Genomic DNA, 22,861 nt, shown 5'->3' on the forward strand with positions numbered 1-22,861 from the left:
TCAACTAAGTATTCACCACTTTCACTTGCGGTTACCTACGATTGCTATATTAAGTCGGGATGTAATAACATTTCCTTCCAAATCAAAATCCAGGGCGTAGCGATAGCCGCTGATTCCTTTAATGCCTAATAGAAAAACATGATAGCCGGATACGCCGTTCTCTGCGAATTTGTAATTCTGGTCACTTAGTTGAAGACCGGTATTTTTGGCAAAATTTTGGATGCTTGCGGGAAGAGCAGCTAGTGAGGAAATAGCCTCAACTCTTCTGAAAGAAACAATTAATTTTTTTTGATCATCAAAAATCATATCTCCGGTTTCTCCATTTACGTGATTGGTCCAGGTTGTATATTGTTTTTTGTTATCTGCAAGAACTATCACTTTGGCGAAAACATTTGCATAATTTTTGTCTAAAAGATAGTTGGATATTTGGTCATTAAGTTCGTAATAACTGAACTTATAATAACTTGTTACCGTAACGTCATAGTTATCTGATGGTTGATTATAGGTTCTGAATGTTAACAAATAATCCTTTTGGTCAACTGTAAACTTGGCTGTATAATTACGATCGCTTGCACTAGGATTCAAAATTTCCCGAAAATCGGAAAGCAGCCCTTTGTTAGGTGACAGAATAGGAATTACCTCAAAAAATTTTTTAATAGAATCAGGAACAGTTTCACTTATCAGTCTGTGGGTAGCGAGGATTTTTGACGGATTTAGCGTCGCATAATACTGAATTTCTCCTTCTGAAAATCTTGCTTCCCATTCTTTATCTTTTTCTATAGTTTCTATTGAAATTTCCTTTGCGTTGGGATATGCATCCGCCAGAACTCTCGCCACAGCATCAGGAACAGGCTGCTCTATTGGCGCTGGCTGTTCATCCTTCACTTTGCTGCAAGACGAAAATGTGCCAGTTAAAATCAAAAATAGGTATACAATTGGATTCAGAATGATTGTTTTCATCGCTTGTTAAGTTTAATCCAAAGTAATCTTCGGAACTATAATTTTGAGCCTAAACTAATGACACCAATTATTTACTGAACCGTTGCATTTGTGATGAAAATAAACAAAAAGTTTATGCTGGTTGTGATGAAATATCAGACGTATGGAACAGGGATTGAAGTTCATGCAAACTTTTTCAATTACCCGGTACAAGCCTGATTCTTTCTCTTCTTAAAAATTCATCAAAAGCTTAGGCTATTTACTGTCTGTTAGTTTAACTATTGATAACAGCTTATCAGCAGAAATGCTAACCTTAGGACTAAAAGCCGCCGAATTCATGTATTTCAGTAAGCTATGACGAAACTGCCGCGCTACGGCCCGATCTTCCAGATTTGTGCTTATGTCGAAACTACAAACCAGTAAACGCCCATTTCCGACAGCAGCTTCAAAGACATTAGCCAGTTGCCGGTTGTTCGCAAAATTATCAATCTGTCTGACGATGGGCGAAATGGTACTGTCTGGTAAAACCATTGCTGTTGATTGTGTACACAAATCCCACCATTGCCAGTCAGCGTGAAAATCGGTTGGAAATTCTTTCAAGGCCGGATGTTTTGGATCACATAACAAACCCGTTGCGCCTGCCTGTTCAGGAAAATGTACAGGGCTCCAGAACAACGGAATGAATTTCCCGGGCAGTCCATTAAGCTTTTTATAATCGGGATTAAGCAAAACTTTTTTTCCTTGTTCCAATGCGAGAACCGCTTCCTCGGGTGATTGCGTAATGACTACATCTGAATGCATATCAGGCAAATCTTTTGGATAAACCCAAATTTGCCAGGTGTTTGCGTAAGGTGTATTTTTCAAGGCTAATTTCAATGTCAGTTTTTTAGCTGTTTTGATTGAACCTAAGTTAATTTCAATCGCACCTAAACTAAATCCATTTCCAACCTCAACAGTTTTTCCTGCGAGCCGACCGGAGAATAGTAGCTTGCCTGACTCATCTGATAATGTCCACTCAGGACTAATATTACGCAATGATGCGCCGCTGAAATTTGCTAACTCGGCGGTCGCTCGGAATGTTTCCTGATTTGTATATGTAGCCTTCTCAAACCGAAGTAACGGGACCACCGGAGAACAAAACGCCCTGAATTCGGTTGGGGAAATAATTTCTTTGCTATCCCAGAACGCGTCCAGCAACCCTATGTCTGCCGTGCCTTGCCCCGGGAAATCGTGCAGGTCAAGCAGCTGGATTCCGCTGGCTCCTTTGGTTCGCAAAATCCGCTCCATTTCCTCCTTGTAAAGAAGAGCAGCCAGTTTTCCACTTGCTTTCAGATATGCGTCAGCCAGTGGGATCATACCTTTCTTTTTCAGGTCATCACGGATCGCGATCAGATTGACCGGAGCCATAACACCGGAATACTTACTGATTTCTGCGATATTAGGAAAAACGGCATATTGCCCAACTTCATGCGTAACGACCGGAACTGGTAATCCTGTTAAGGAGCTGGAATAATCCTCCATGAATGAAGGTGATTTCTGGTTAAAAATTACCTGTCCGCGTACCCATCCAAGTTTTGTTTCCTGTGTTACAAAATAATCGTCTGCCGGTTCCGGCCATTTGCCATGAGGAGGCTGAAAACTATAAGTTGTTGTGGTATATAAGTGCCGCGGATCAGCTTTTTTGAGCTTGGTAACAAGATTGTTTAAAAAGTCGAAATTGCCTTCCAGCTCATTTCCCATTGACCAAAAACAGAAAGATGGATGATTTCCGTACGCTTCACTGATGCACGTGGCCTCCTCAGATATAAATTTATCAGCCTTTGGATCTTCCCCAACCTGCAAACTCCACATGGGCAATTCCACCTGTAGATAAAATCCGAGGGAATCAGCGACATCAAATGCTGCTTTTGGCGGACACCAGGAATGGAATCGAAGGTGGTTCAAACCGTAAAGTTTTGCGGTATTAAAAACTTTTAACCATCCTGATTTATCCGTTGGCGGATGGCCGGTGAGTGGAAAAATCGCACTTTCCAGTGTGCCGCGCAAAAAAATCCGGCGTCCGTTGATATGCAAAACACTATTTTCATTCGATAACTGTCTTACACCAAAAGTTGTTTGGTAGCTACTTATCTTATCGTTATCATAAATGAACGTAGCATCCAGTTGATAAACCGAAGGCGAAAATTCATCCCAGTTTTGAAAATTTGTCTGAAGGTCATATTTGACTTCATATACAAAAACACCGGTATCAACCTGAACAACTTGCTCCTTCGCCGGCAAGTTCTTTCCGTTTAATTTTGCAGCCAGGTTTAATTTCCCTTTTAGTGCATGGCCGGTTTTGTTCTGAAATTTAATCCTTGTGGTAACCGACTTATCCGTACTACTCGGAAATGTCTGGATATGTTGAATGTTTACAGGTGTTTTCGCGGTTAAGCCAATTTTCCCGATAACACCATTCCAGATGGTTTGCGTGCCATCTGTGTATGCATGTGCAAGGTTTTGATAACTGATATCATATTGCCGGGTGTTGTTGATCCGCATCAAAATGGTATGGCTACCGGGCGTGAGCAGACCGGTCAGGCTATAGCGGTGCGGAGTTGTGAGGCTTTCCTGCTGCGTATGAGCCTCTTTTTCATCAATAAATACACGACTTTGCCAGAGCACACGTTCCAGGTATAGTTCAATTTCCTGACCTGCCCACGTAGCAGGAATATCGATTGTCCGTCTGTACCACGCAGTTCCAACAAACCGGTGGCGTCTGGCAAGCTGGTAAAGTGATTCCCTGGTTAGTGAAGGTTTAAATTTAATTGTATCTCCAAGAGAAGCTTCATCCGTTGTTCCCGGTAAATTAATTTTGCTGGAAAACTTACGCTTCAAAAAACGATGCGATCCGGCATCATCGCTATCAAACGCGACCTCCCATTCACCGGCAAGTGAAATACTTTTTTGACCATAGGATAATAATGGAAGAAGAAAAATAAATAGTATAAGTCTTAAAGTTTGCAGCATAGTAAATTAGTATAAACAACAAAATTATTATTCAATAGGGCAACTTCAAATGGCCGTTGTTCTGATATTGCTGGACAAAATTCTTATTTTAACTTTCAGCAAGGAATACTTAAAACATTTCCCTTAAAAAAAGCCAGTGCTCTATAATTTCTGACGTTAGGCTAGCTAATGGGCCTAAACTTCAGAAATAGGAAGATTTACCAACTGCTTCATTACCAAGACATTTAAACTTAACAAATTGGTAATCCTGCTGTCTGCTTTTCGCTAAATAGAAGACTTAGATTTACAACTTGTATTTATAAAGTTTACTGATCATCTATGAAGGTATTTTACAGCTTTCTTTTCATACTATCGCCTGCGTTTTCTGTTGTCGCCCAGGAGGGAGATTCTCTGCGTACTGAATTGCTCAATCAATTAAATGTCACGGCCAATCGTATCGAGGAGAAAACGTTTCAGACAGCGGGCTCTGTATCTGTAATTTCTTCCAGGACCCTGCAGGCCTACCAGCCGAGAACGACACCTGAGGCGTTAATGGGCTCCAACGGTGTTTTTGTTCAAAAAACAACCCATGGAGCCGGGTCGCCCTTCTTACGAGGATTGACAGGAAACCAAACGCTCATCCTGATCGATGGTATTCGTTTGAACAACAGCACATTTCGCTACGGGCCCAATCAATACCTGAACACGATTGACCCTTTCACAATCGACAAAATAGAAGTCCTCAGGGGTGGCGGTTCTGTCGGGTACGGCTCCGATGCGCTGGGCGGGACGCTTCAAATACTTACTTCAAATCCTGAATTTTCAGAAAAACCGACTGTTCATGGTAATGCCATAGCTCGCTACGCAACCGGGAATATGGAAAAAACACTGCGGGCGGGCGTAAAGCTTTCGGGATCACGTATCGCATTTTCGGGTGGCATCAGTGTCCGGAATTTTGGAGATCTTATAGGCGGGGATACAACCGGCAGGCAATCTCCGAGTGGTTATAAAGACCGGAATTTTGATGCAAAGTTGCTTTTGGGCCTAACCGACTCATGGACGCTAACACTTGCCCATCAATCCGTTTCTCAAAAACATGTACCGCTTTATTACCGCTACAAACTTGAAAATTTTGCCTTAAATGAATTTAATCCGCAAAAGCGTTCTTTGAGTTATTTTAAATTGAACGGAATAACAACAAGCAAATGGGCTTCTGAAATCTCGCTTACCGGTTCCTGGCAAGCGACTAATGAAGAGCGGTTGAGCCGCAGAAATGGCAGTAATAGTCTTAGGACGGAAACAGATAAAGTGAAGACCGCCGGCCTGATCTTCAACATACAATCCGATATTTCCGAATTCTGGAAGGCAAGTTCCGGTATTGAGATTTACAATGACCTGGTAAACAGCGACAAAGTAGATCAGGTGGATGGTGCCAGCCCGGTTGCAAGCCGCGGACTGTATCCCGACGATAGTAAATACCTGAATTATGCAATTTTTTCTCTTCATCAGTTAAAACTTGACGCCTGGCAGTTTTCTTTCGGTGGCCGGTTCAATGGTTTTCGGATTAAAGTCGCCGATGAAGTGCTTGGTAATGTAACAGTGAAGCCAAAAGCATTGGTCGGAAATGCTTCGATCTCCTATTTACTTCATGAACATTCCAACTTCTACACGTCTTTTCACTCAGCCTTCCGGGCGCCGAATATCGACGATATGGGAACGCTTGGGATCGTCGATTTTCGTTACGAGCTTCCTGCCTATGATCTGAAACCCGAAACATCTTACAACTTTGAAGCAGGTTATAAATTCCGTTCAGAAGGATTCGCCATGAGTGCGGCACTGTTCCAAAACAACCTGCGAAACCTGATCACACGTGTGCAGGTTGCCGGACAGAAAATAGATGGCATTGATGTATACAGGAAAGAAAACGTAGAGCGGGCTTACATCCGTGGCGCAGAACTGGAAGCAGAATATGCGTTGAGCGAGACCTGGAAGGTATACGGATCCGGAGCTTATATTTTTGGTAAAAATGTGACCAAAAATGAGCCGGTCCGCCGTATCCCGCCGCTTAATGGAAGATTCGGCCTGGCATATCGCAGGAGCCAATGGAATTTACGTCCCGAGGTTTGGTTTGCAGAAAAACAAACACGACTGGCTGCCGGGGATGCGGGCGATAATCGCATTCCAAAAGGAGGCACGCCGGGCTGGGTAGTCGTGAACCTGATGGCAGGTTTTGATGCAAAACATTTTTCGGTAAATGCAGTCGCCCAGAATCTTACCAACAAAGATTATCGTACGCACGGCTCCGGAATCAATGGTGTGGGCCGGAGCCTCTGGCTGACATTAACAGGGAAGTTTTAAAAACGGTATCATTAATAATATCCAAACTCACCATGACAAAATACCTGAAGGCCGGACTCGGCTTACTTCTCGCCGGCGTTGTCGCTTACGGCTGTACCAAAAATACCGGCTCTTCCGGAAAAGGCGAGGAATTAGCCATTTATAAAGAGCTTTCTTCAAAACGGATAGGCCTGCCCAATGGTTGGTCGCTTACACCCGTTGGCAGAAGTTTGGATCTGGATGATCTGCCTTTGAATCTGGTTGTTTCTCCATCGAAAAAGTACCTGGCTGTCACCAATAATGGGCAAAGTACTCAAAGCATTACCCTAATTGATGCAGCTTCTGAAAAAGTGCTGGATTCAGCCGGAGTAGCAAAATCATACCTTGGTTTGGCTTTCAGTGATGATGAAAGAACTCTGTATGCATCTGGTGGAAACGGCAATAAAATTTTGGTATATAACATTAAAAATCAGCAGCTAATTGCTGATGAGCCGATTGAGCTTGGCAAACCCTGGCCGGTAAAAATATCTCCAACAGGAATAGCAGTTGACGATGCTCAAAAAAGGATCTACGTAGTTACCAAGGAAGACAGCGCCCTATACATTTGTGATTCTCAAACAAAAAAGACGATTGGTAAATTAAATCTGGGTGCGGCGGCTTACACCTGCCTGCTTTCCAAGGATAAAAAAGAACTTTATATTTCGTTATGGGGCGGTTCACGCGTTGTGATTGTGAATACAGAAACACAGAAAATAGCAGCCGAAATAGCAACGAATAAAAACCCAAACGATTTGCTTTTAACCAAAGACGGCAAATTTTTATACGTAGCCAATGGAAATGACAATACCGTCGGACTTATTGATCTTACAAAACGCCAGATATCAGAAACTTTAACTACGTCTCTTTTTCCAAACGCGCCCGTCGGAACCACGCCTAATGGCCTGGCACTGAGTGAAGATGAGAAGGTTCTTTATATAGCCAATGCAGACAATAACTGTCTTGCAGTATTTGACGTAGAAACAAAAGGACGTAGCCATTCCATCGGATTTATTCCAACAGGATGGTATCCAACCGCTGTGAAAACGATCGGGTCAAAGATTTTTGTTACCAATGGAAAAGGATTTTCTTCCAAAGCCAACCCCAAAGGCCCTAATCCAAATTTATCAAAAGTCCCTCAGCAAATAGGACCTAACCCACAGGCTTACACGGGAAGAGAGCAGTACATAGGTGGATTATTTAAAGGCAACTTGTCGATCATTGATGCACCTTCTCCTCAGACCCTTTCCGCTTATTCCAGGTTGGTTTACGCAAACACGCCCTATACCAAAAACAAGGAATTAAATGCAGAAGGGGAAGTAGGGAACCCGATTCCGATGAAAGTAGGAGATAAGTCTCCGATTAAATATGTTTTTTACATTATCAAAGAGAATCGGACTTACGACCAGGTGCTTGGAGACATGAAAGAAGGAAACGGCGACGCTTCACTCTGCTTGTTTCCAGAAAAAGTGACGCCAAACCAGCATGCACTGGCCCATCAGTTTGTGTTGCTCGACAACTTTTATGTAGATGCAGAAGTAAGCGCGGATGGACATAACTGGTCGTCCGCAGCGTATGCCAATGACTACGTAGAAAAAAACTGGGTCACGAGCTATGGCGGTCGCGGGGGAACATACGACTATGAAGGGAGTAAAGATATCGCACATCCAAGAGATGGATTTATCTGGGACCATGCCTTACGTGCGGGCGTTACCTTCCGCAGTTACGGCTGGTTTGCAGACGAGGGAAAAGCGAATATCAAAACACTAGAGGGTAATTATTGTCCAACGTTCAAAGGGTATAATCTTGGATATATGGACATAGACCGTGAAGCAGCCTGGGAAAAGGATTTTGATGCATTGGTAGCTGCTGACAAACTTCCAAGGCTCAATACACTTCGGTTTGGAAATGACCATACTTCGGGTGCCAGCCTTGGAAAACCAACTCCGTTTGCAGCTGTGGCCGATAATGACCAGGCAGTAGGGCGTTTCGTTGAACACCTTTCCCAAAGTAAGGTTTGGAATGAGTCGGTCGTGTTTATCCTGGAAGACGACGCGCAAAATGGCCCGGATCATGTGGACGCGCACCGCTCACCTGCCTATGTTGCCGGCGGTTTTGTGAAAAGAGGTTTTGTGGACCATACCATGTATTCGACTTCTGGGATGCTTCGTACGATGGAGCTGATCCTGGGTATAAAACCGATGAGTCAATATGATGCGGCCGCCACGCCGATGTGGAGATGTTTTAACAGAACGGCTAATCCGTCAGGTTTTACATCAAAAGAAGCCGGAGTCGACCTTTACCAGAAAAATGTGGCTGTGAATTCAAATTCGCGCCGTTCCGATCAGTTTGATCTTTCAGTACCTGATGCAATTGATGACCTTATTTTTAGCGAAATTGTATGGCAAACGGTGCGTGGAGAAAAAAGCATCATGCCAGCGCCGCGCCGTGGTGCTTTTGTAAAACTTGAAAAAGGCGGTGATCAAGACGAGGATGAAGATTAATCAAAAATCAAAAAACACTATGAAAAAGGTCTTGCTCCTGATTCTATCTCTGTCATTTACGTTTAGTGCTACGGCTCAGAAATGGGTTGCAAATGCGCCTTCGGGCAAGGAATATCTATATCAAAGCGACAAAGGGAAAACAATCATTCCCAATGGGCGCTATTTAACGCCGACCGGCAAGCAGCTAACGGTGGCACCTCACCCTTATGGTCTTGCGCTGAGCTCGGATGGTACCATTGCAGTGACGGCCAATTCAGGAATCAATCCTTTTTCAATCAGTGTATTGAATAACATTCTGACGGCAAACCCATCCGTAAGGCAAATTCCTGAGGGGCCAAAAACGGACAAAGGGATTTTGGAAGCCTGTTTTATGGGGTTAGCCATTACGCCGGATAACAAAACGGTTTATGTCGCGGGTGGACAAACCAATAAGATTTTCCTTTTTGATCTTCAAACAGGAAAAAATAAGTTGACCATCAACTGTAACGCCTCTGAGAATGGCATCAAGTACAGTCATGGCTACATTGGCGATATGGTCCTGACCAAAGACGGGTCTACCCTTTATGCTGTGGATCAGATTGGATTCCGGCTAATGGTGATTGATACTAAAACCAATAAAATCAAAAGCAATATTCCCACTGGCCGGTATCCGTTTGGAATTTGTCTTTCGCCTGATGAAAAGCACATTTACGTGGCTAACGTGGGTGTTTTTGAATACAAGCCTTTTACAGACCTTGATAAAAACAATCTGAAAGAAACGGCTCATAAATGGCCATCGACCAAATATGGTTCCAAAGAAATGAAGGAGGGTATCCCCGAAAAAGGTGTTCCTGCGCTGGGTGACCCGAATGCGCTGGAAGCATTTTCTGTATGGAGCTACGATCTGACGAATGCCAACCTGTGGTAAAAGCCAAGATAAAAACCGGGATCCTGGTCGGTCAGATGGTGGAAGATTTTCCGGCCGTGGGCGGTAGCAGCCCTAATTCTCTTGTCGCAACGGATCAGTTTGTGTTTGTTAGTAACGGGAATAATGACTGTGTATCGGTAATTGATATTGCAAAAGATACTGTCGTGAATACCTTGCATCTCAATCCCGAACCGCGGCTTGGCTCGCTTCGCGGGCTTATTCCATTTGGTGTCGCCGTTTCGCCGGACCAGAAAAGACTATTTGTGGCCGAAGCGGGAATTAACGCCGTCGCGGTTGTTGATATTTCAACGATGAAAGTAATCGGGCATATCCCGACAGGCTGGTTTCCGAGCAAATTGAAAGTAAGCCCAAATGGCAAACAACTGATTGTGACCAATGCAAAAGGAATGGGCAGCGGCCCAAACGGCGGTAAGGATTACAAGCTGGGAAGTACAGGTAGTTATATTGGCAGCCTGATGAAAGGCACTGTTTCTGTGATCGATATTCCGGATGATAAGGAGCTGGCTGGCCTGACAAGAAAGGTGCTTGACAACAATTTCATTTTTACACAGGTCTCGCCAAACGCTCAAAATCCTGTTCCGGTATATCCTGGTGCATCCGAAACACCCATTAAACACATCGTTTTTATTTCAAAAGAGAACAGGACGTATGATGAAGTTTTCGGGCAGCTTACTTCCGCGAACGGTGATTCGACCATCGCCAGATTTGGCTTAAAACGAAATTTTGAAAACAGAAATAAGACGTTGGCATTAAAAGCTGTCGATGTGATGCCGAACCATTTGGCTTTGGCCAAACAATTTGCAATTTCTGATAACTACTACTGTGATTCAGATGTATCTGCTGACGGGCACCGATGGCTGGTTAATACCTATCCGAACGAATGGGTTGAAACCGGAACTGCGGCTGCGTATGGTGGAGGCCGAAATATGGTGGACACTTCGTCGGCTCCGGGTAATCTGTCCTTTTACGGCTCAGCCGGAAGTATCTATCCGGAGGATTATAACGAAGCCGGATCGCTATGGGACCATTTGCAACGCAATAAAAAGGATTTTTTCAATTTTGGATTTGGGGTTGAAATGGCCGCTAATTATTCGGACAGCACCATGAAACACATTGGCGAACTGTACACGGTCAACTACCCGCTGCCCGAGCCGCTTTATGACAAATCGTCAAAGCTGTTTCCAACCTATAACATGGCGATTCCCGACCAGTTCCGGGCTGATGTTTTTATGAAGGAATTCAATGAGAAATGGACTGGTGACGGCAAAACGCTTCCTTCCATGCTGACATTGATGCTGCCGAATGATCATGGAACAAACGAACGGGCAGATGCAGGATTTCCCTTCCGTGAAAGTTATATGGCCGATAACGACCTGGCTCTTGGTCGCACGATTGAATTTTTGTCGCATACCCTTTACTGGAAAAATATGCTGATTGTCGTAACTGAGGATGATCCGCAGGGAGGTGTTGACCATGTGGATGCACACAGAAGTATTTTGATGACTATGTCACCTTATATCAAGCGTAATTATGTTGGAAAGCAGCATTACAGCTTCGGTAGTATTTTCAAAACTTTCTGGCATATCCTGGGCATTCCATATCTGAACCAATATGATGCAACAGCAACAGATATGAATGATCTGTTTACTGACAAGCCTGATTTTACTCCTTACAATGCGGTGCCAATCGATCCACGTTTATTTGATCCGCAAAAAGCCCTTGATCCGTTTGATGAAAAGTTCGACTGGAAAGCATTTTCAGAATCAGAAGAAATGGACCGAACAGAAACCATGCAGAAACGACGGATGGAAGATGATGAGCAGCTGCGAAAGAATAAAAAGGTGCAAAAACCGTAAGATTAAAGTTTTCTATTAAGTTATTTGCGGGTATCTTTGGTTAGCCAGGGATACCCGTAATTGCATTACAACGGTAGGTAAATCAGTTTCTGAAAGTCTTCAAGTGTCAGGCGAATTAATAAAAGAGGCCAAAATAATATCGTGTTAAGTTCAGTTCAAAAGGAATACTGAACTTATAACTTATTTTTTCGTTTTATAACTAAAAAATAAGTTATAAATTAGCCGGCATTACTGATGATATGTCTCAAACTCATCATCTTAACATTATTCATTTTGGCTATGATACGAAATTACATCGCAGTTGCCTGGCGTAATCTGCTAAAATATAAGGCGATTTCGTTTATCATGATTTTTGGATTGGCTTCTAGTACGGCAGCTTTCCTGCTTATTGCTCAGTATGTGTTTTCTGAGTTTAGTTATGATGACTTTCATACCAATGCTGATAATATCTATCGTATCCGGCTTGATGATTATAAACAGGACATTCTGACGAATAGCAGTGTAATCAGCTACCATGCCGAAGCGCCCGCCATTAAAGAAGCTTTTCCGGAAGTAGAAAATTTTGTTCGTTTGCACCGGGCTGATGGTATGATCAGTTACCGGAAAGCAACGGGTGAACTGGTCAGCCATCACGAGAAAAAAGCATTTTATGCTGACTCTTCTTTATTCAGCGTATTTTCATTCCCGCTGCTAAAAGGTGATGCCAATCTTGTGTTGCGCCGGCCTGAGTCGGTTGTGATTTCAGAAACGATGGCGCACAAATATTTTGGTCAGGAAAATCCGATTGGAAAAGCGCTTCATTTGAACTCGGATTGGCAGGGAGGTGACTATGTAGTGGAAGGCGTGTTCGCGGATATTCCGGCAAACAGTCATATCCATTTCGATTTTGTTTTTTCCATCCAAAATCTGCTCAAAAACCAGCAGTTTGCCAATGGGGGGTGGTATTGGACAAATTTTTATACATATCTGCTCCTAAGACCAGGCACCTCACCTATTGCATTGGAGGGCCGGTTGTCTGGTATAATCGAAAAGCATATTGGTAAACAACTGAGGAAATATAGGATCAGGCAAACGTTTGTTTTACAACCCGTTGCTACAATTCACCTCTATTCCCAAACGGCTTCGGAAGTCGAAGCAAATGGCAAAATTGTTATCGTTTATGTACTCATTTTTGTCGCTATCCTGATTCTAGCTATCGGCTGGCTTAATTATATCAACCTATCCACGGCGAGAGGGATTGAACGCGCAAAGGAGGTAGGAATCCGCAAGGCATTGGGTTCTGAAAAGAGACAATTAATTCAACTGTTTTTTGTTGAATCCCTGGGTATAAATCTGTTATCCATGCTAATTGGAGTTGGTCTTTTTTTACTGGCGCAGATCATTTTTAGTGACTGGATTCAGCCTAATAGTGGCTTTTCCATGCGTCAGGAGCCCTTATTTTGGATCGTATCCTTAGCGGTAGTTTGTCTGGGATTCTTTCTTTCAGGATTATATCCTGCTTTTATCCTTTCCTCATTCAAACCAATTTCCATTTTAAAAGGGTATTTGCCGAAACAAGCAGGTGGCGACTCGTTCCGTAAGGCCTTGGTGGTATTTCAGTTTACCGTTTCGATTTTCCTGATCATCGCCACGCTGGTCATTAATCAGCAGCTTAATTTCATGCAGAAGCAGGATTTAGGAATGAACATTAACCAGAAGCTCATAGTAAAAGCTCCAAAAGTGTTACGAACAGATAGCTTTACGAATGACATTCGCTTTTTCAAGGATCGGATGTTTGCACATACAAGTGTCCAACATGTGACTGCTTCCTCCGAAGTTCCGGGTCAGGAAATTTTCTGGAAGGACGAATGGCAACGGTTCCATGATGCCACCGCCGATTATCAACTGTGCAGTATGTTGGCTGTCGACGAAGATTTTATTCCAACCTACAAAATCAACTTGCTGGCGGGGCGAAACTTCAATAAAGAATTAATACTTGACAATGAGTCGGTTATCATCAATGTAAGTGCATTAAAAGCTTTTGGCTTCACGATCCCCGAACAGGCTCTTAATCAGGAAATCGGCAATGTACAACCCAAAAGGATTATCGGTGTCGTCAATGACTTCCATCAGCAATCGCTGAAAACGGCCAATCGTCCTATTGTTTTTCAGCACATTCCCTGGAATAGTAGCTTTCTGACTATTGCACTTCGGAGCAATAACATGAGGCAATCAATAAGTATGCTGCAAAAAACCTATCAGGAAGCATTTCCTGGCAATGCGTTTGAGTTTTTTTTCTTAGACGATCATTTTCAAAAACAATACGAATCCGATAGACGTGTAGCCATTTTGTTCAGTTGGTTCTCAATTGTAGCGATTTGTATTGCCTGTTTAGGTCTTCTGGGTCTGGCTATGTTTACAGCTAAAAATCGCACAAAGGAAATCGGTATTCGAAAAGTGCTGGGAGCCAACGCTGGCAGTGTTGTCATGTTGTTATCCAGGGATTTTCTTAAGCCAGTGGGTCTGGCTATTTTACTGGCTTCCCCTCTTGCCTTTTCCGCTATGAAGTGGTGGTTACAGGACTTCGCCTATAAAACTGAGATCGCATGGTGGACATTTGTGGTAGCCGGTGGGCTCGCAATCGGGATTGCCCTGGTTACCGTAAGTTTCCAAAGTGTCAGAGCAGCATTGAAAAATCCTGTTAAGAGCTTACGTGGCGAATAAGTTCTGGGATTACAATCGTTTAGATTATTACCGTCCATCACCAAAAAATCATCAAGCGAATAAAGACAAGCGTCAAAAATTTACTTTTTTCGTTTCTTTCAAAACGATAATCGTAGCTTTGCGGCTCCAAAAAATGAGAAGATGATTACAATTGAAAATTTGGCCGTTGAATTTAGCGGTTCAGTCCTTTTTAGCGAAGTTTCCTTCGTAATTAACCCTACTGATAAAATTGCCCTGATGGGTAAAAATGGAGCGGGGAAATCCACCATGATGAAAATTATTGCTGGTGAACAAAAAGCCAATCGCGGTCATGTACGTGCACCTAAGGATGCCGTGATCGCTTATTTGCCGCAACATTTACTGACCGAAGATAACTGCACCGTTTTCGAAGAAGCTGCCAAGGCATTTAAGCAGGTTTTTGAAATGCGTGCAGAAATGGAAAAACTGAATCACGCGCTCGAAACCCGCACCGATTATGACAGTGATGAATACATGTCCATCATCGAGCAGGTTACTGAGATAGGTGAAAAATATTACCAGCTGGAGGAAGTTAATTACGACGCGGAAGTTGAGAAAGCCTTGAAAGGATTAGGATTCAGGCCGGAAGATTTTCATAGACAAACAAAGGAATTCAGTGGCGGATGGCGTATGCGGATTGAGCTGGCCAAAATATTATTGCAAAAGCCGGACCTTATTTTGTTGGATGAGCCTACCAACCATATTGATATTGAATCGGTCATGTGGCTGGAAGACTTTCTGGTGAATAAGGCCAATGCCGTAATGGTTATTTCCCACGACCGTGCGTTCATTGACAACATTACGAATCGTACGGTTGAAGTAACCATGGGGCGAATTTTTGACTATAAAGCCAACTATTCCCATTATCTGGTATTGCGTGAGGAACGCAGGGCACATCAGGTGAAGGCGTATCAGGAGCAGCAGAAAATGATTGCTGACAATATGCAATTCATTGAACGCTTTCGCGGTACCTATTCTAAAACCAATCAGGTTTCCTCCCGCGAGCGTATGTTGGAGAAACTGGAAATTATCGAAATTGATGAAATTGATAATTCTTCCCTGAAACTTCGTTTTCCACCCTCGCCACGGTCGGGCGACTATCCGGTTACCGTGAAAGATGTTTCAAAATCCTATGGAGATCAGGTTGTGTTTAAAAATGCAAGCATGACTATTTCAAGAGGGGAAAAGGTATCTTTTGTGGGCCGGAATGGGGAAGGGAAATCAACGATGATCAAGGCGATCATGGGTCAGATCGATGTGGACGGAACCTGCCAGCTTGGACATAATACCAAGGTTGGGTATTTTGCGCAAAACCAAGCATCCTTGTTAGATCCCAATCTGACTATTTTTCAGACGGTGGACGAGGTCGCAGAAGGAGATGTAAGAACCCAGATTAAAAATATTCTGGGCGCCTTTATGTTTCAGGGAGAAGATATCGACAAAAAAGTGAGTGTTTTATCCGGTGGAGAAAAAACGCGGCTTGCCATGGTGAAGTTGCTCCTGGAACCTGTAAACCTGTTGATTCTGGATGAACCTACCAATCACCTGGATTTAAAATCCAAAGATGTTTTGAAAGAAGCACTTAGAAACTTTGATGGTACGCTGGTGCTGGTTTCTCACGATCGTGATTTTTTACAAGGGCTGTCCCAGAAGGTATTTGAGTTCAAAGACAAACGGGTCATCGAACATTTTGAAACGATTGATGCTTTTCTGGAACGTAACCGGATAAAAAGTATAGCAGATCTCCAACTTGCCAAGTAGGCCATGATTGTCGGCTCCTTAGTCTGGTCTTTGATGGAAGGATACCATCAAAGACCAGTAATTCTTATATCTATCCCTTTTTAGAAGGAAACGTTCAAAGGCTAAATACGTCAATACTTCATCTGTTTTTATGCTGAAACGTATACATTAAACGCTTGTACCTAAGCCTTGGGAAAAAATAAAATCCGCTTTACCAAAAGGTTGCCTTTAACAGTTTTACAACCTGGCGTTACCAATTTAACAAGAAAACTTAACTGTTGTTTCTTTGTTACTTCTCTTTATTATTCGCAATTTTAACCGAATCCGGGGTTTTGAAAGACCCCCAAAAACGATCGCAATGACAATTTGCGTTGAAAGGTAATCAACAGAATAATCAGTTTAAATTAACCGCTGCAACAGCAAAACAATCTCCGGATTTACCCTGCATTGGCAGATAAATCGGAGTGAAAAGATATGGAAACAAACAAAGACGCAAAGTCAATTGAGAATATTGAGCTGGTTTTTCTCAAACCGGAAGATTACGAGGAGATTAAGGAAATGATGATTGAGACCTATTCCAGTATGCCGGATGCCTATTGGAAGGAACATCACATCAGAACACTGACGACCATTTTTCATGAAGGGCAGGTGGGTATCAGGGTAGATAATGAACTGGCAGGATGCGCCTTATCCATTATCGTTGATTACGAGAAAGTTGATACAAAACATACTTACCGCCAAATAACCGGAAATTATAGTTTCAACACCCATACGAAGAAAGGAGATGTATTGTACGGGATTGATGTTTTCATACGGCCTAAGTTCCGCGGGCTCAGACTGGGGAGGCGCTTGTATGATTACAGAAAAGAGCTTTGTGAGAAATTAAATCTTAAGGGAATTATATTTGGTGGCCGAATCCCCAATTACCATCAGTATTCCGATACGATTTCTCCCAAAGAGTACATCGAAAAAGTACGTAATAAGGATATACACGATCCTGTCTTGAATTTTCAGTTGTCTAACGACTTTCACCCCGCCAGAATATTACAAGGGTATCTCGAAGGCGACAAAGATTCAAATGAATATGCAGTATTGCTGGAATGGGATAATGTTTACTACGAAAAAAGCTCAGATCAGGCCGCTTTCACCAAGTCCATTATCCGGCTGGGGTTGGTACAATGGCAAATGAGGTTGTATAATGACTTTGATGAACTGATGCAGCAGGTTGAATATTTCGTGGATGCAGTATCGGGTTACAGATGTGACTTTGCCCTGTTTCCAGAGTTTTTCAATGCGCCGTTAATGTCGGATTATAACCACCTTGCAGAAGCAGATGCGATCAGGAAGTTAGCCGAATATACCGAGAGAATTGTCGCGCGATTTTCTGAGCTTGCCATTTCCTACAATATAAATATCATTACCGGGAGTATGCCTGAGGTGGTCGATAACAGTCTTTATAATGTAGGTTATTTATGCAAGAGGGATGGAGGAATCGAACGATTCGAAAAGTTGCACGTAACGCCGGATGAGGCAAAAGTGTGGGGTATGCAAGGAGGCAGTGCCTTGAAAACTTTTAATACTGATTGCGGAAAGATCGGTATCCTAATCTGTTATGACGTTGAGTTTCCGGAATTGAGCCGGATCCTGGCCGATGAGGGAATGAATATTTTATTCGTGCCTTTTCTGACGGACACCCAAAATGGTTATTCCAGGGTAAGAAACTGTGCGCAGGCCCGAGCCATTGAAAATGAATGTTATGTTGCTATCGCCGGAAGTGTAGGCAACTTGCCGAAAGTCCACAACATGGATATTCAGTATGCACAATCCATGGTTTTCACTCCTTGTGATTTTTCATTTCCTACTAACGGAATTAAAGCCGAAGCAACTCCAAATACGGAGATGATCTTAATCGCCGACGTAGATATTGATATGTTGAGGGAATTAAATCAATTTGGGAGTGTAAGAAATTTAAAAGACAGAAGAACTGATATTTATTCGATAACGCGTACCAATGAGGGTAAAGAAAAAAAATAATTTTTTCTGAAGCGAAAACGAGCGAGTTAAGTTATTATATAAAACAAAGGAGGGGATTATCATTCAATCCTCTTTTTTGTTTTTATGTATAAATTAAGCCTGGTTTTTGTGTCTGGCCTTTATTTGCAATATAGGGTTATTCGAAGCTTACAATGTTTTAGATGTAAATCTGCCTGAAGAAGTAAGCTTTTAAGTGGGATGAGGTGCCATCGAAACATCAATTTAATACCTGCTTTCAGATTTTGTTAAGATGATCCAATGTCAGGGGTTTTGAGAAAAAACCACTCACGAGTGCGTGATCCTGAGCTCTTTTTATATCAGACGGATCGATAGAAGACGATGTTATAAAAAAAGTAAACTGATCGTGATTAGATAAATTAGTCTGAATAAGTGCTTCTAAAAACTCCCATCCATTCATCCGGGGCATATTAATGTCTAAAAAAACCAACGTCTTTAATTGGTCCAGGGAATTGCTGTTTATTTCCTGAATAAACCGAAGTGCAATTTCCGGATCGGTATAAATATGTAAATCGGCGTCTTTTGCGTACTTGGTAACAACAAATTTTGACACAATATTGTTGATTCGATCGTCATCCACGATGATGAATCGCTGGTATAAACAAACTGTGGTTTCTGACATCATAGAAGAGGGGGGTATGAAATAGTGAAGTGATCCTTTTTGTAATCCTACGTGAATTTCTGGTTGAAATAAATCTTAAAGGTAGTGCCCTCGTTGACGCTGCTTTCTACTTCGATTTTACCGTGCATTGCCTCAATTTGTGTTTTTGTAATGTATAAGCCAAGTCCCCGTGAATCATTATTTTTATGGAAAGTCTTGTACATGCCGAAGAGCTGATCTTTATATTTTTCTATATCAATACCCAATCCATTATCCTGAAAAGTCAGGATTTTGTAATGCTCATGCTCATAAAAACTTACGACGATTCTCAAAGCTCTTTCAGGTGATCTGTATTTTACAGCATTTGTAAGAAGATTTAGAATAATACTTTCAAAATATGCAGGGTTAGTATTTAAAACCTGGGTTCCCTCAAATATGTATTCCACCCTGACATCTGCATTGCTAATTATTACCTGTATACTTTGTATCACCCTGTCGATCTCCTCAAAAACATTCACTTCGATCATTGGCAGGGTGGTATGTGCCTGAATCGAGATAATCTCGTTCAAGTTATTCAACGTGTCGTTCAGGCTGGTGGTGCTTTCCTGAATTAAATCCAACGCCGATTGATAATCTCCAAGCTCATCGCTAATGTTTAAAATCCCCTGAATGTTGGCTACATGAGAGCGAATATTATGAGATGTAATGTATGTAAAATTTAATAAACGTTTGTTCTGTTCAGCGGCAATATCTACCAGGCTGCGTAACTCTTCCTGTTTAAGAATTAAGGGCGTAATGTCATGGCCTATACAGAGGAATTCAAACGGATTTCCATGGTCGTCCTTCAAAATCTTAAACTCCCACTGCGTAAAGAGTACCCCATTGGGGATTGGTTTTCTAAGCATTACCCAACGTGGCGTATCGGGGTCTTCAAAACATAATTGCACCGTTTCCATACAAATGTCATGATCCTGTTGCATAACAAGCGTCAGTGAATTTTTCCCGAGCCATTCTTCGGATTTCACGTTTAACATTTTGCAAAAGAATGGATTTAAGTACGTGTAGTTGCCGTCCAGATCTGTTTTTATGATATAAAAAGAGTTATTTTCTATGATGGATCTGAAATAAGCGTCGTCCGTTTGGGCTTGTTTACCCAGACCTGTATCCTGAGCACTTAAAATTTCTTTCTTGATCATCTTTCTTTTAAAAATATATAATAAAAGGACGTGTAAACATTGTAAACAAAATACGGTATAGAACCTCCAAAGCTACATTGAAAGATACTTTCCTTCTATTCTTTACCAAAAATCAAGCCAGTAAAACGCCGATCTTTTCAAGGTAATATGGCCTGAACGGAATCTCCTGAGTTTTCCTGGTTCGAAAGATTTTTTACACAAATTATGTATAGATATATTAGTAGAGCCGGTAGTGCGAAATAAAAAAGGTAATCCTTTTTAAGAATTACCTTCAATCACGAATAGCACTTTAAAAATTGTATAATCAGGCAAATCCTATTTGGAATCGCCCGCCAATTTACATGTTATCCCAGCCGTTTTATATTACAAAAGACTTAATATACTCTAAACTACTTGTCCAGTTTAGGTTTACATAACGTTCATTACTTAGTTGTTTGTGATGGGTTGTCATCATGGAATACATGTATTGTGCTTGCTGCCATTTTGCATAAAGTTCGTTTTCACCGGCGGGATTATCGGCTCTTTGCTTTTTGATAAATCCTGCAAATTCTTCGAGGCTGGAGAGCTGCCGGATCCTGAACTCCTGGCCGGTAGCTTCTTTCACATCAGCCAATAAACTGTTTGGACTGACCTGGAAACTTGCAATCTGCAGATCCCGGGGTGCGCTTTCGTCCAAAGCCACTTCTGCGGTAAAACCTGCGGTATCATCCATGGTGGTGAAATCCAGTTTCCAGTCTGCTTTTTCTCCCCAGTAACCAATGCTCTTGTCTTTTAAATTCAAAACAGGCGTATTGTATTTTAATATATCGGCAAACGCTCCGTTGAAAACCGAAGATGCTTTGATAGCAGTGCTGTCCAGATAGTCCTTAAATTGCCTTCTCAAATCAAAATTCCTGTTTTCGCCTGGAACCAGATCATTATAGTCTGTGCAAAAATCGGAGGGAATAAATCTTGGCACGATTGCCTGCAAAGCACCATCCAGGATTCGTTTTTGTAAATCCACGATTACATCACCAAGTCCGGCCAGAGCGGAAACTACGCAATGTACACCTGCACAGGCCTTTGCAATGTCGTCAATGCTGTTTAGATCAGATTCGATTACACTGACGCCCATTTTCGTGAGACTGTCTATTTTTTCCGGATCGGTGGAAGTCCGGACGATGGCACTGACGGCGGCATCTCTTTTGATCAATTCCCGACAGATTCGGTTTCCTAAATTACCAGTCGCGCCGGCTACTAAAATTGCTTTTTTCATTTCTGTACTTTTATAAAATATTAAATTTCAGGATGCGAGAAAGTTTAAAATTGCTTCGGTAACCGGTTCAGGTTTTTCTTCAAACAGATAATGTCCGCTGTCTAAAATCCCGGTTACGATCACATCTTTTGCAACATAGGGCAATCCCATTTTCATATAACTGTAACTGACATAACTACCGATCGCGAGAACAGGCATTGTAAGTGGCCGATAGTTTTTTGAATCCTCGATATCCTGGGTAAAAGATTGATACCAGGCATTTGCGGCGCGAATGCTGTCGGTATCATTGTAGGCGGCAGCGTAGATTGCTCTTTCAAATGCGCTCATCTTGTTATCATCAATCATAACGTATGCAAATAGCCAGTCCAGAAGATATTGAAACCGACCTTCTAATATCTTTTCCGGTAATTCTTTCACCTGATTAAATCCCATCCACCAGGCGTAGGGCATATTGGCGTCCATTTTATTGCCAAAAGTGCCCATTGCCGGAATCAACGGCATTTGCATCATACCTTCACTCGGATGCGAGCCGTCCAGCACAATCAGTTTTTCAGTGGATTCCGGATAATTGAATGCGAAACTCATGGCGACCATACCACCAATGTCATGGCCCATGATGTTCACTTTTTCCAGTCCCAGTTGCTGAACCAATTCGAGAATATCGGTTGCCATTGTCTTTTTATCATAACCCGTCGCCGGTTTTTCCGAACTGCCCATACCTCTGATATCGACAATAATTATCCGATATGATTTGGCAAGTTGTGTGGCAACCGGAAGGTAGGAATACCAGGTCTGAGGCCAGCCGGGCAGGCAAATCAGCGGAGCTCCGCTACCGCCCTCGACGTAATGCAGCTTCACCCCGTTTACAGTGGCATAGTGGTTGGTGAAACCCGGGAAATTTTTGATTAATTCATCGTCAGAATATGGATTCTGATCATTTGATGATGTGTTTGTCGTCTGAGTCATCGTTTTGTTTTTTGAGACTCAAAGGTAGATGCCTGGTGGCTCGGGGAAACTACCAAGTGGTAGATTACGAAAACTAACGGATGTTTTTTCTGATCCTGCTTAATGCATTCGGGGTGATGCCAAGTACCGCGGCCAGTTGTTTTATAGGTACTTTTTGCAGAAATTCAGGGTTATTCATAAATTCAAGATATCGCTCCTCGGCCGATAAGGTTTGGAAATTCAGAATCTGGTCTATCATTCTTACCGACATCGCCTCCCAGATTTTTCTTCCAAATTCCTCCCAAACGGCCACGTGTCCGTACAAAAAATCCATATCTTTTTTTTCGATCACAATCAGTTTGGTATCTTCTATGGCTTCAATATTGAAGCGGGTAGGTTTTTGTGGATTCAAACTTGAAATTTCTGTGAAGAATTCATTTTTAAACGTAACCCAGGTTGTATTTTCCTGGTCATTCAGGTAATAAAAAAAACGAACGCCACCAGAAACAATAAAAAAGTACTGGTTTGCAATTTGCCCTTTCCTCAAAATAACTTTGCCTTTGGAAACGTGCTTTTCCGAACACCTTGAAAGTACAAGTTGAAGGTCCAGATCGTCTATCCAGATAATGGTTTTGATAAATGTTATAAATTCTTCCATTAGGCGTTCTTAAAACCAGCTGTCAGCCGTTGACATGTTATCTGTATTTAGAAAAATTAATTTTTTAAATTTCTCTAAATAGCAAATTAATTCTGGGTTACAGAA

Annotated in this window: 14 protein-coding genes; 7 read left to right on the forward strand and 7 right to left on the reverse strand. The window is 42.2% G+C overall.

Annotated elements, in window-relative coordinates; genetic code table 11:
• Window positions 1-21: 21 nt before the first annotated feature.
• On the reverse strand, window positions 22-960 hold the full coding sequence (locus tag AC1XUO_RS26155; protein ID WP_483332792.1) for a hypothetical protein: 939 nt from the start codon (window positions 958-960) through the stop codon (window positions 22-24).
• 234 nt (window positions 961-1,194) lie between these two features.
• Window positions 1,195-3,948 carry a glycoside hydrolase family 2 TIM barrel-domain containing protein gene (locus tag AC1XUO_RS26160; protein ID WP_483332793.1) on the reverse strand — a complete coding sequence of 918 codons (2,754 nt, stop codon included), beginning with the start codon at window positions 3,946-3,948 and terminating at the stop codon, window positions 1,195-1,197.
• Between the two features lie 318 nt (window positions 3,949-4,266).
• Between AC1XUO_RS26160 and AC1XUO_RS26165 the strand changes: the two genes are divergently transcribed.
• From AC1XUO_RS26165 to AC1XUO_RS26195, 7 genes are all read left to right on the forward strand, one after another.
• Window positions 4,267-6,285 carry a TonB-dependent receptor plug domain-containing protein gene (locus AC1XUO_RS26165; protein WP_483332794.1) on the forward strand — a complete coding sequence of 673 codons (2,019 nt, stop codon included), beginning with the start codon at window positions 4,267-4,269 and terminating at the stop codon, window positions 6,283-6,285.
• 32 nt (window positions 6,286-6,317) lie between these two features.
• Entirely contained in the window at window positions 6,318-8,804 is a 2,487-nt protein-coding gene (locus AC1XUO_RS26170; protein ID WP_483332795.1) for a bifunctional YncE family protein/alkaline phosphatase family protein, read from the forward strand.
• A gap of 19 nt (window positions 8,805-8,823) precedes the next feature.
• A complete protein-coding gene (locus AC1XUO_RS26175; protein WP_483332796.1) occupies window positions 8,824-9,711 on the forward strand; it encodes a YncE family protein in 888 nt (295 codons plus the stop codon).
• Complete coding sequence (locus AC1XUO_RS26180) at window positions 9,675-11,588, forward strand: hypothetical protein (protein ID WP_483332797.1); 1,914 nt, start codon at window positions 9,675-9,677, stop codon at window positions 11,586-11,588. The genes AC1XUO_RS26175 and AC1XUO_RS26180 overlap by 37 nt, the downstream gene beginning before the upstream one ends.
• Window positions 11,589-11,867: 279 nt before the next feature.
• Window positions 11,868-14,291, forward strand: a complete 2,424-nt coding sequence (locus AC1XUO_RS26185) for an ABC transporter permease (RefSeq protein WP_483332798.1) — start codon at window positions 11,868-11,870, stop codon at window positions 14,289-14,291.
• Between the two features lie 141 nt (window positions 14,292-14,432).
• The gene (locus AC1XUO_RS26190) at window positions 14,433-16,070 is read left to right on the forward strand and encodes an ABC-F family ATP-binding cassette domain-containing protein (protein ID WP_483332799.1); all 1,638 of its coding nucleotides are present in this window, start codon (window positions 14,433-14,435) and stop codon (window positions 16,068-16,070) included.
• Between the two features lie 453 nt (window positions 16,071-16,523).
• A complete protein-coding gene (locus AC1XUO_RS26195; protein WP_483332800.1) occupies window positions 16,524-18,083 on the forward strand; it encodes a GNAT family N-acetyltransferase in 1,560 nt (519 codons plus the stop codon).
• A gap of 235 nt (window positions 18,084-18,318) precedes the next feature.
• Here AC1XUO_RS26195 and AC1XUO_RS26200 read toward each other — a convergent pair whose 3' ends face one another.
• The 5 genes from AC1XUO_RS26200 to AC1XUO_RS26220 form a co-directional block, all read right to left on the reverse strand.
• A complete protein-coding gene (locus AC1XUO_RS26200) occupies window positions 18,319-18,726 on the reverse strand; it encodes a response regulator (protein WP_483332801.1) in 408 nt (135 codons plus the stop codon).
• Window positions 18,727-18,770: 44 nt separating this feature from the next.
• Window positions 18,771-19,898 carry a PAS domain-containing sensor histidine kinase gene (locus AC1XUO_RS26205; protein WP_483332802.1) on the reverse strand — a complete coding sequence of 376 codons (1,128 nt, stop codon included), beginning with the start codon at window positions 19,896-19,898 and terminating at the stop codon, window positions 18,771-18,773.
• 358 nt (window positions 19,899-20,256) lie between these two features.
• Window positions 20,257-21,153: an NmrA family NAD(P)-binding protein gene (locus tag AC1XUO_RS26210; RefSeq protein WP_483332803.1), complete on the reverse strand. Its 897-nt coding sequence runs from the start codon at window positions 21,151-21,153 to the stop codon at window positions 20,257-20,259.
• Between the two features lie 27 nt (window positions 21,154-21,180).
• Window positions 21,181-22,119: an alpha/beta fold hydrolase gene (locus AC1XUO_RS26215; RefSeq protein WP_483332804.1), complete on the reverse strand. Its 939-nt coding sequence runs from the start codon at window positions 22,117-22,119 to the stop codon at window positions 21,181-21,183.
• Between the two features lie 73 nt (window positions 22,120-22,192).
• Window positions 22,193-22,756, reverse strand: a complete 564-nt coding sequence (locus tag AC1XUO_RS26220; protein WP_483332805.1) for a Crp/Fnr family transcriptional regulator — start codon at window positions 22,754-22,756, stop codon at window positions 22,193-22,195.
• Window positions 22,757-22,861: the final 105 nt, after the last annotated feature.

The organism is Dyadobacter sp. HNCC25DJ186 (genome assembly GCF_056895235.1).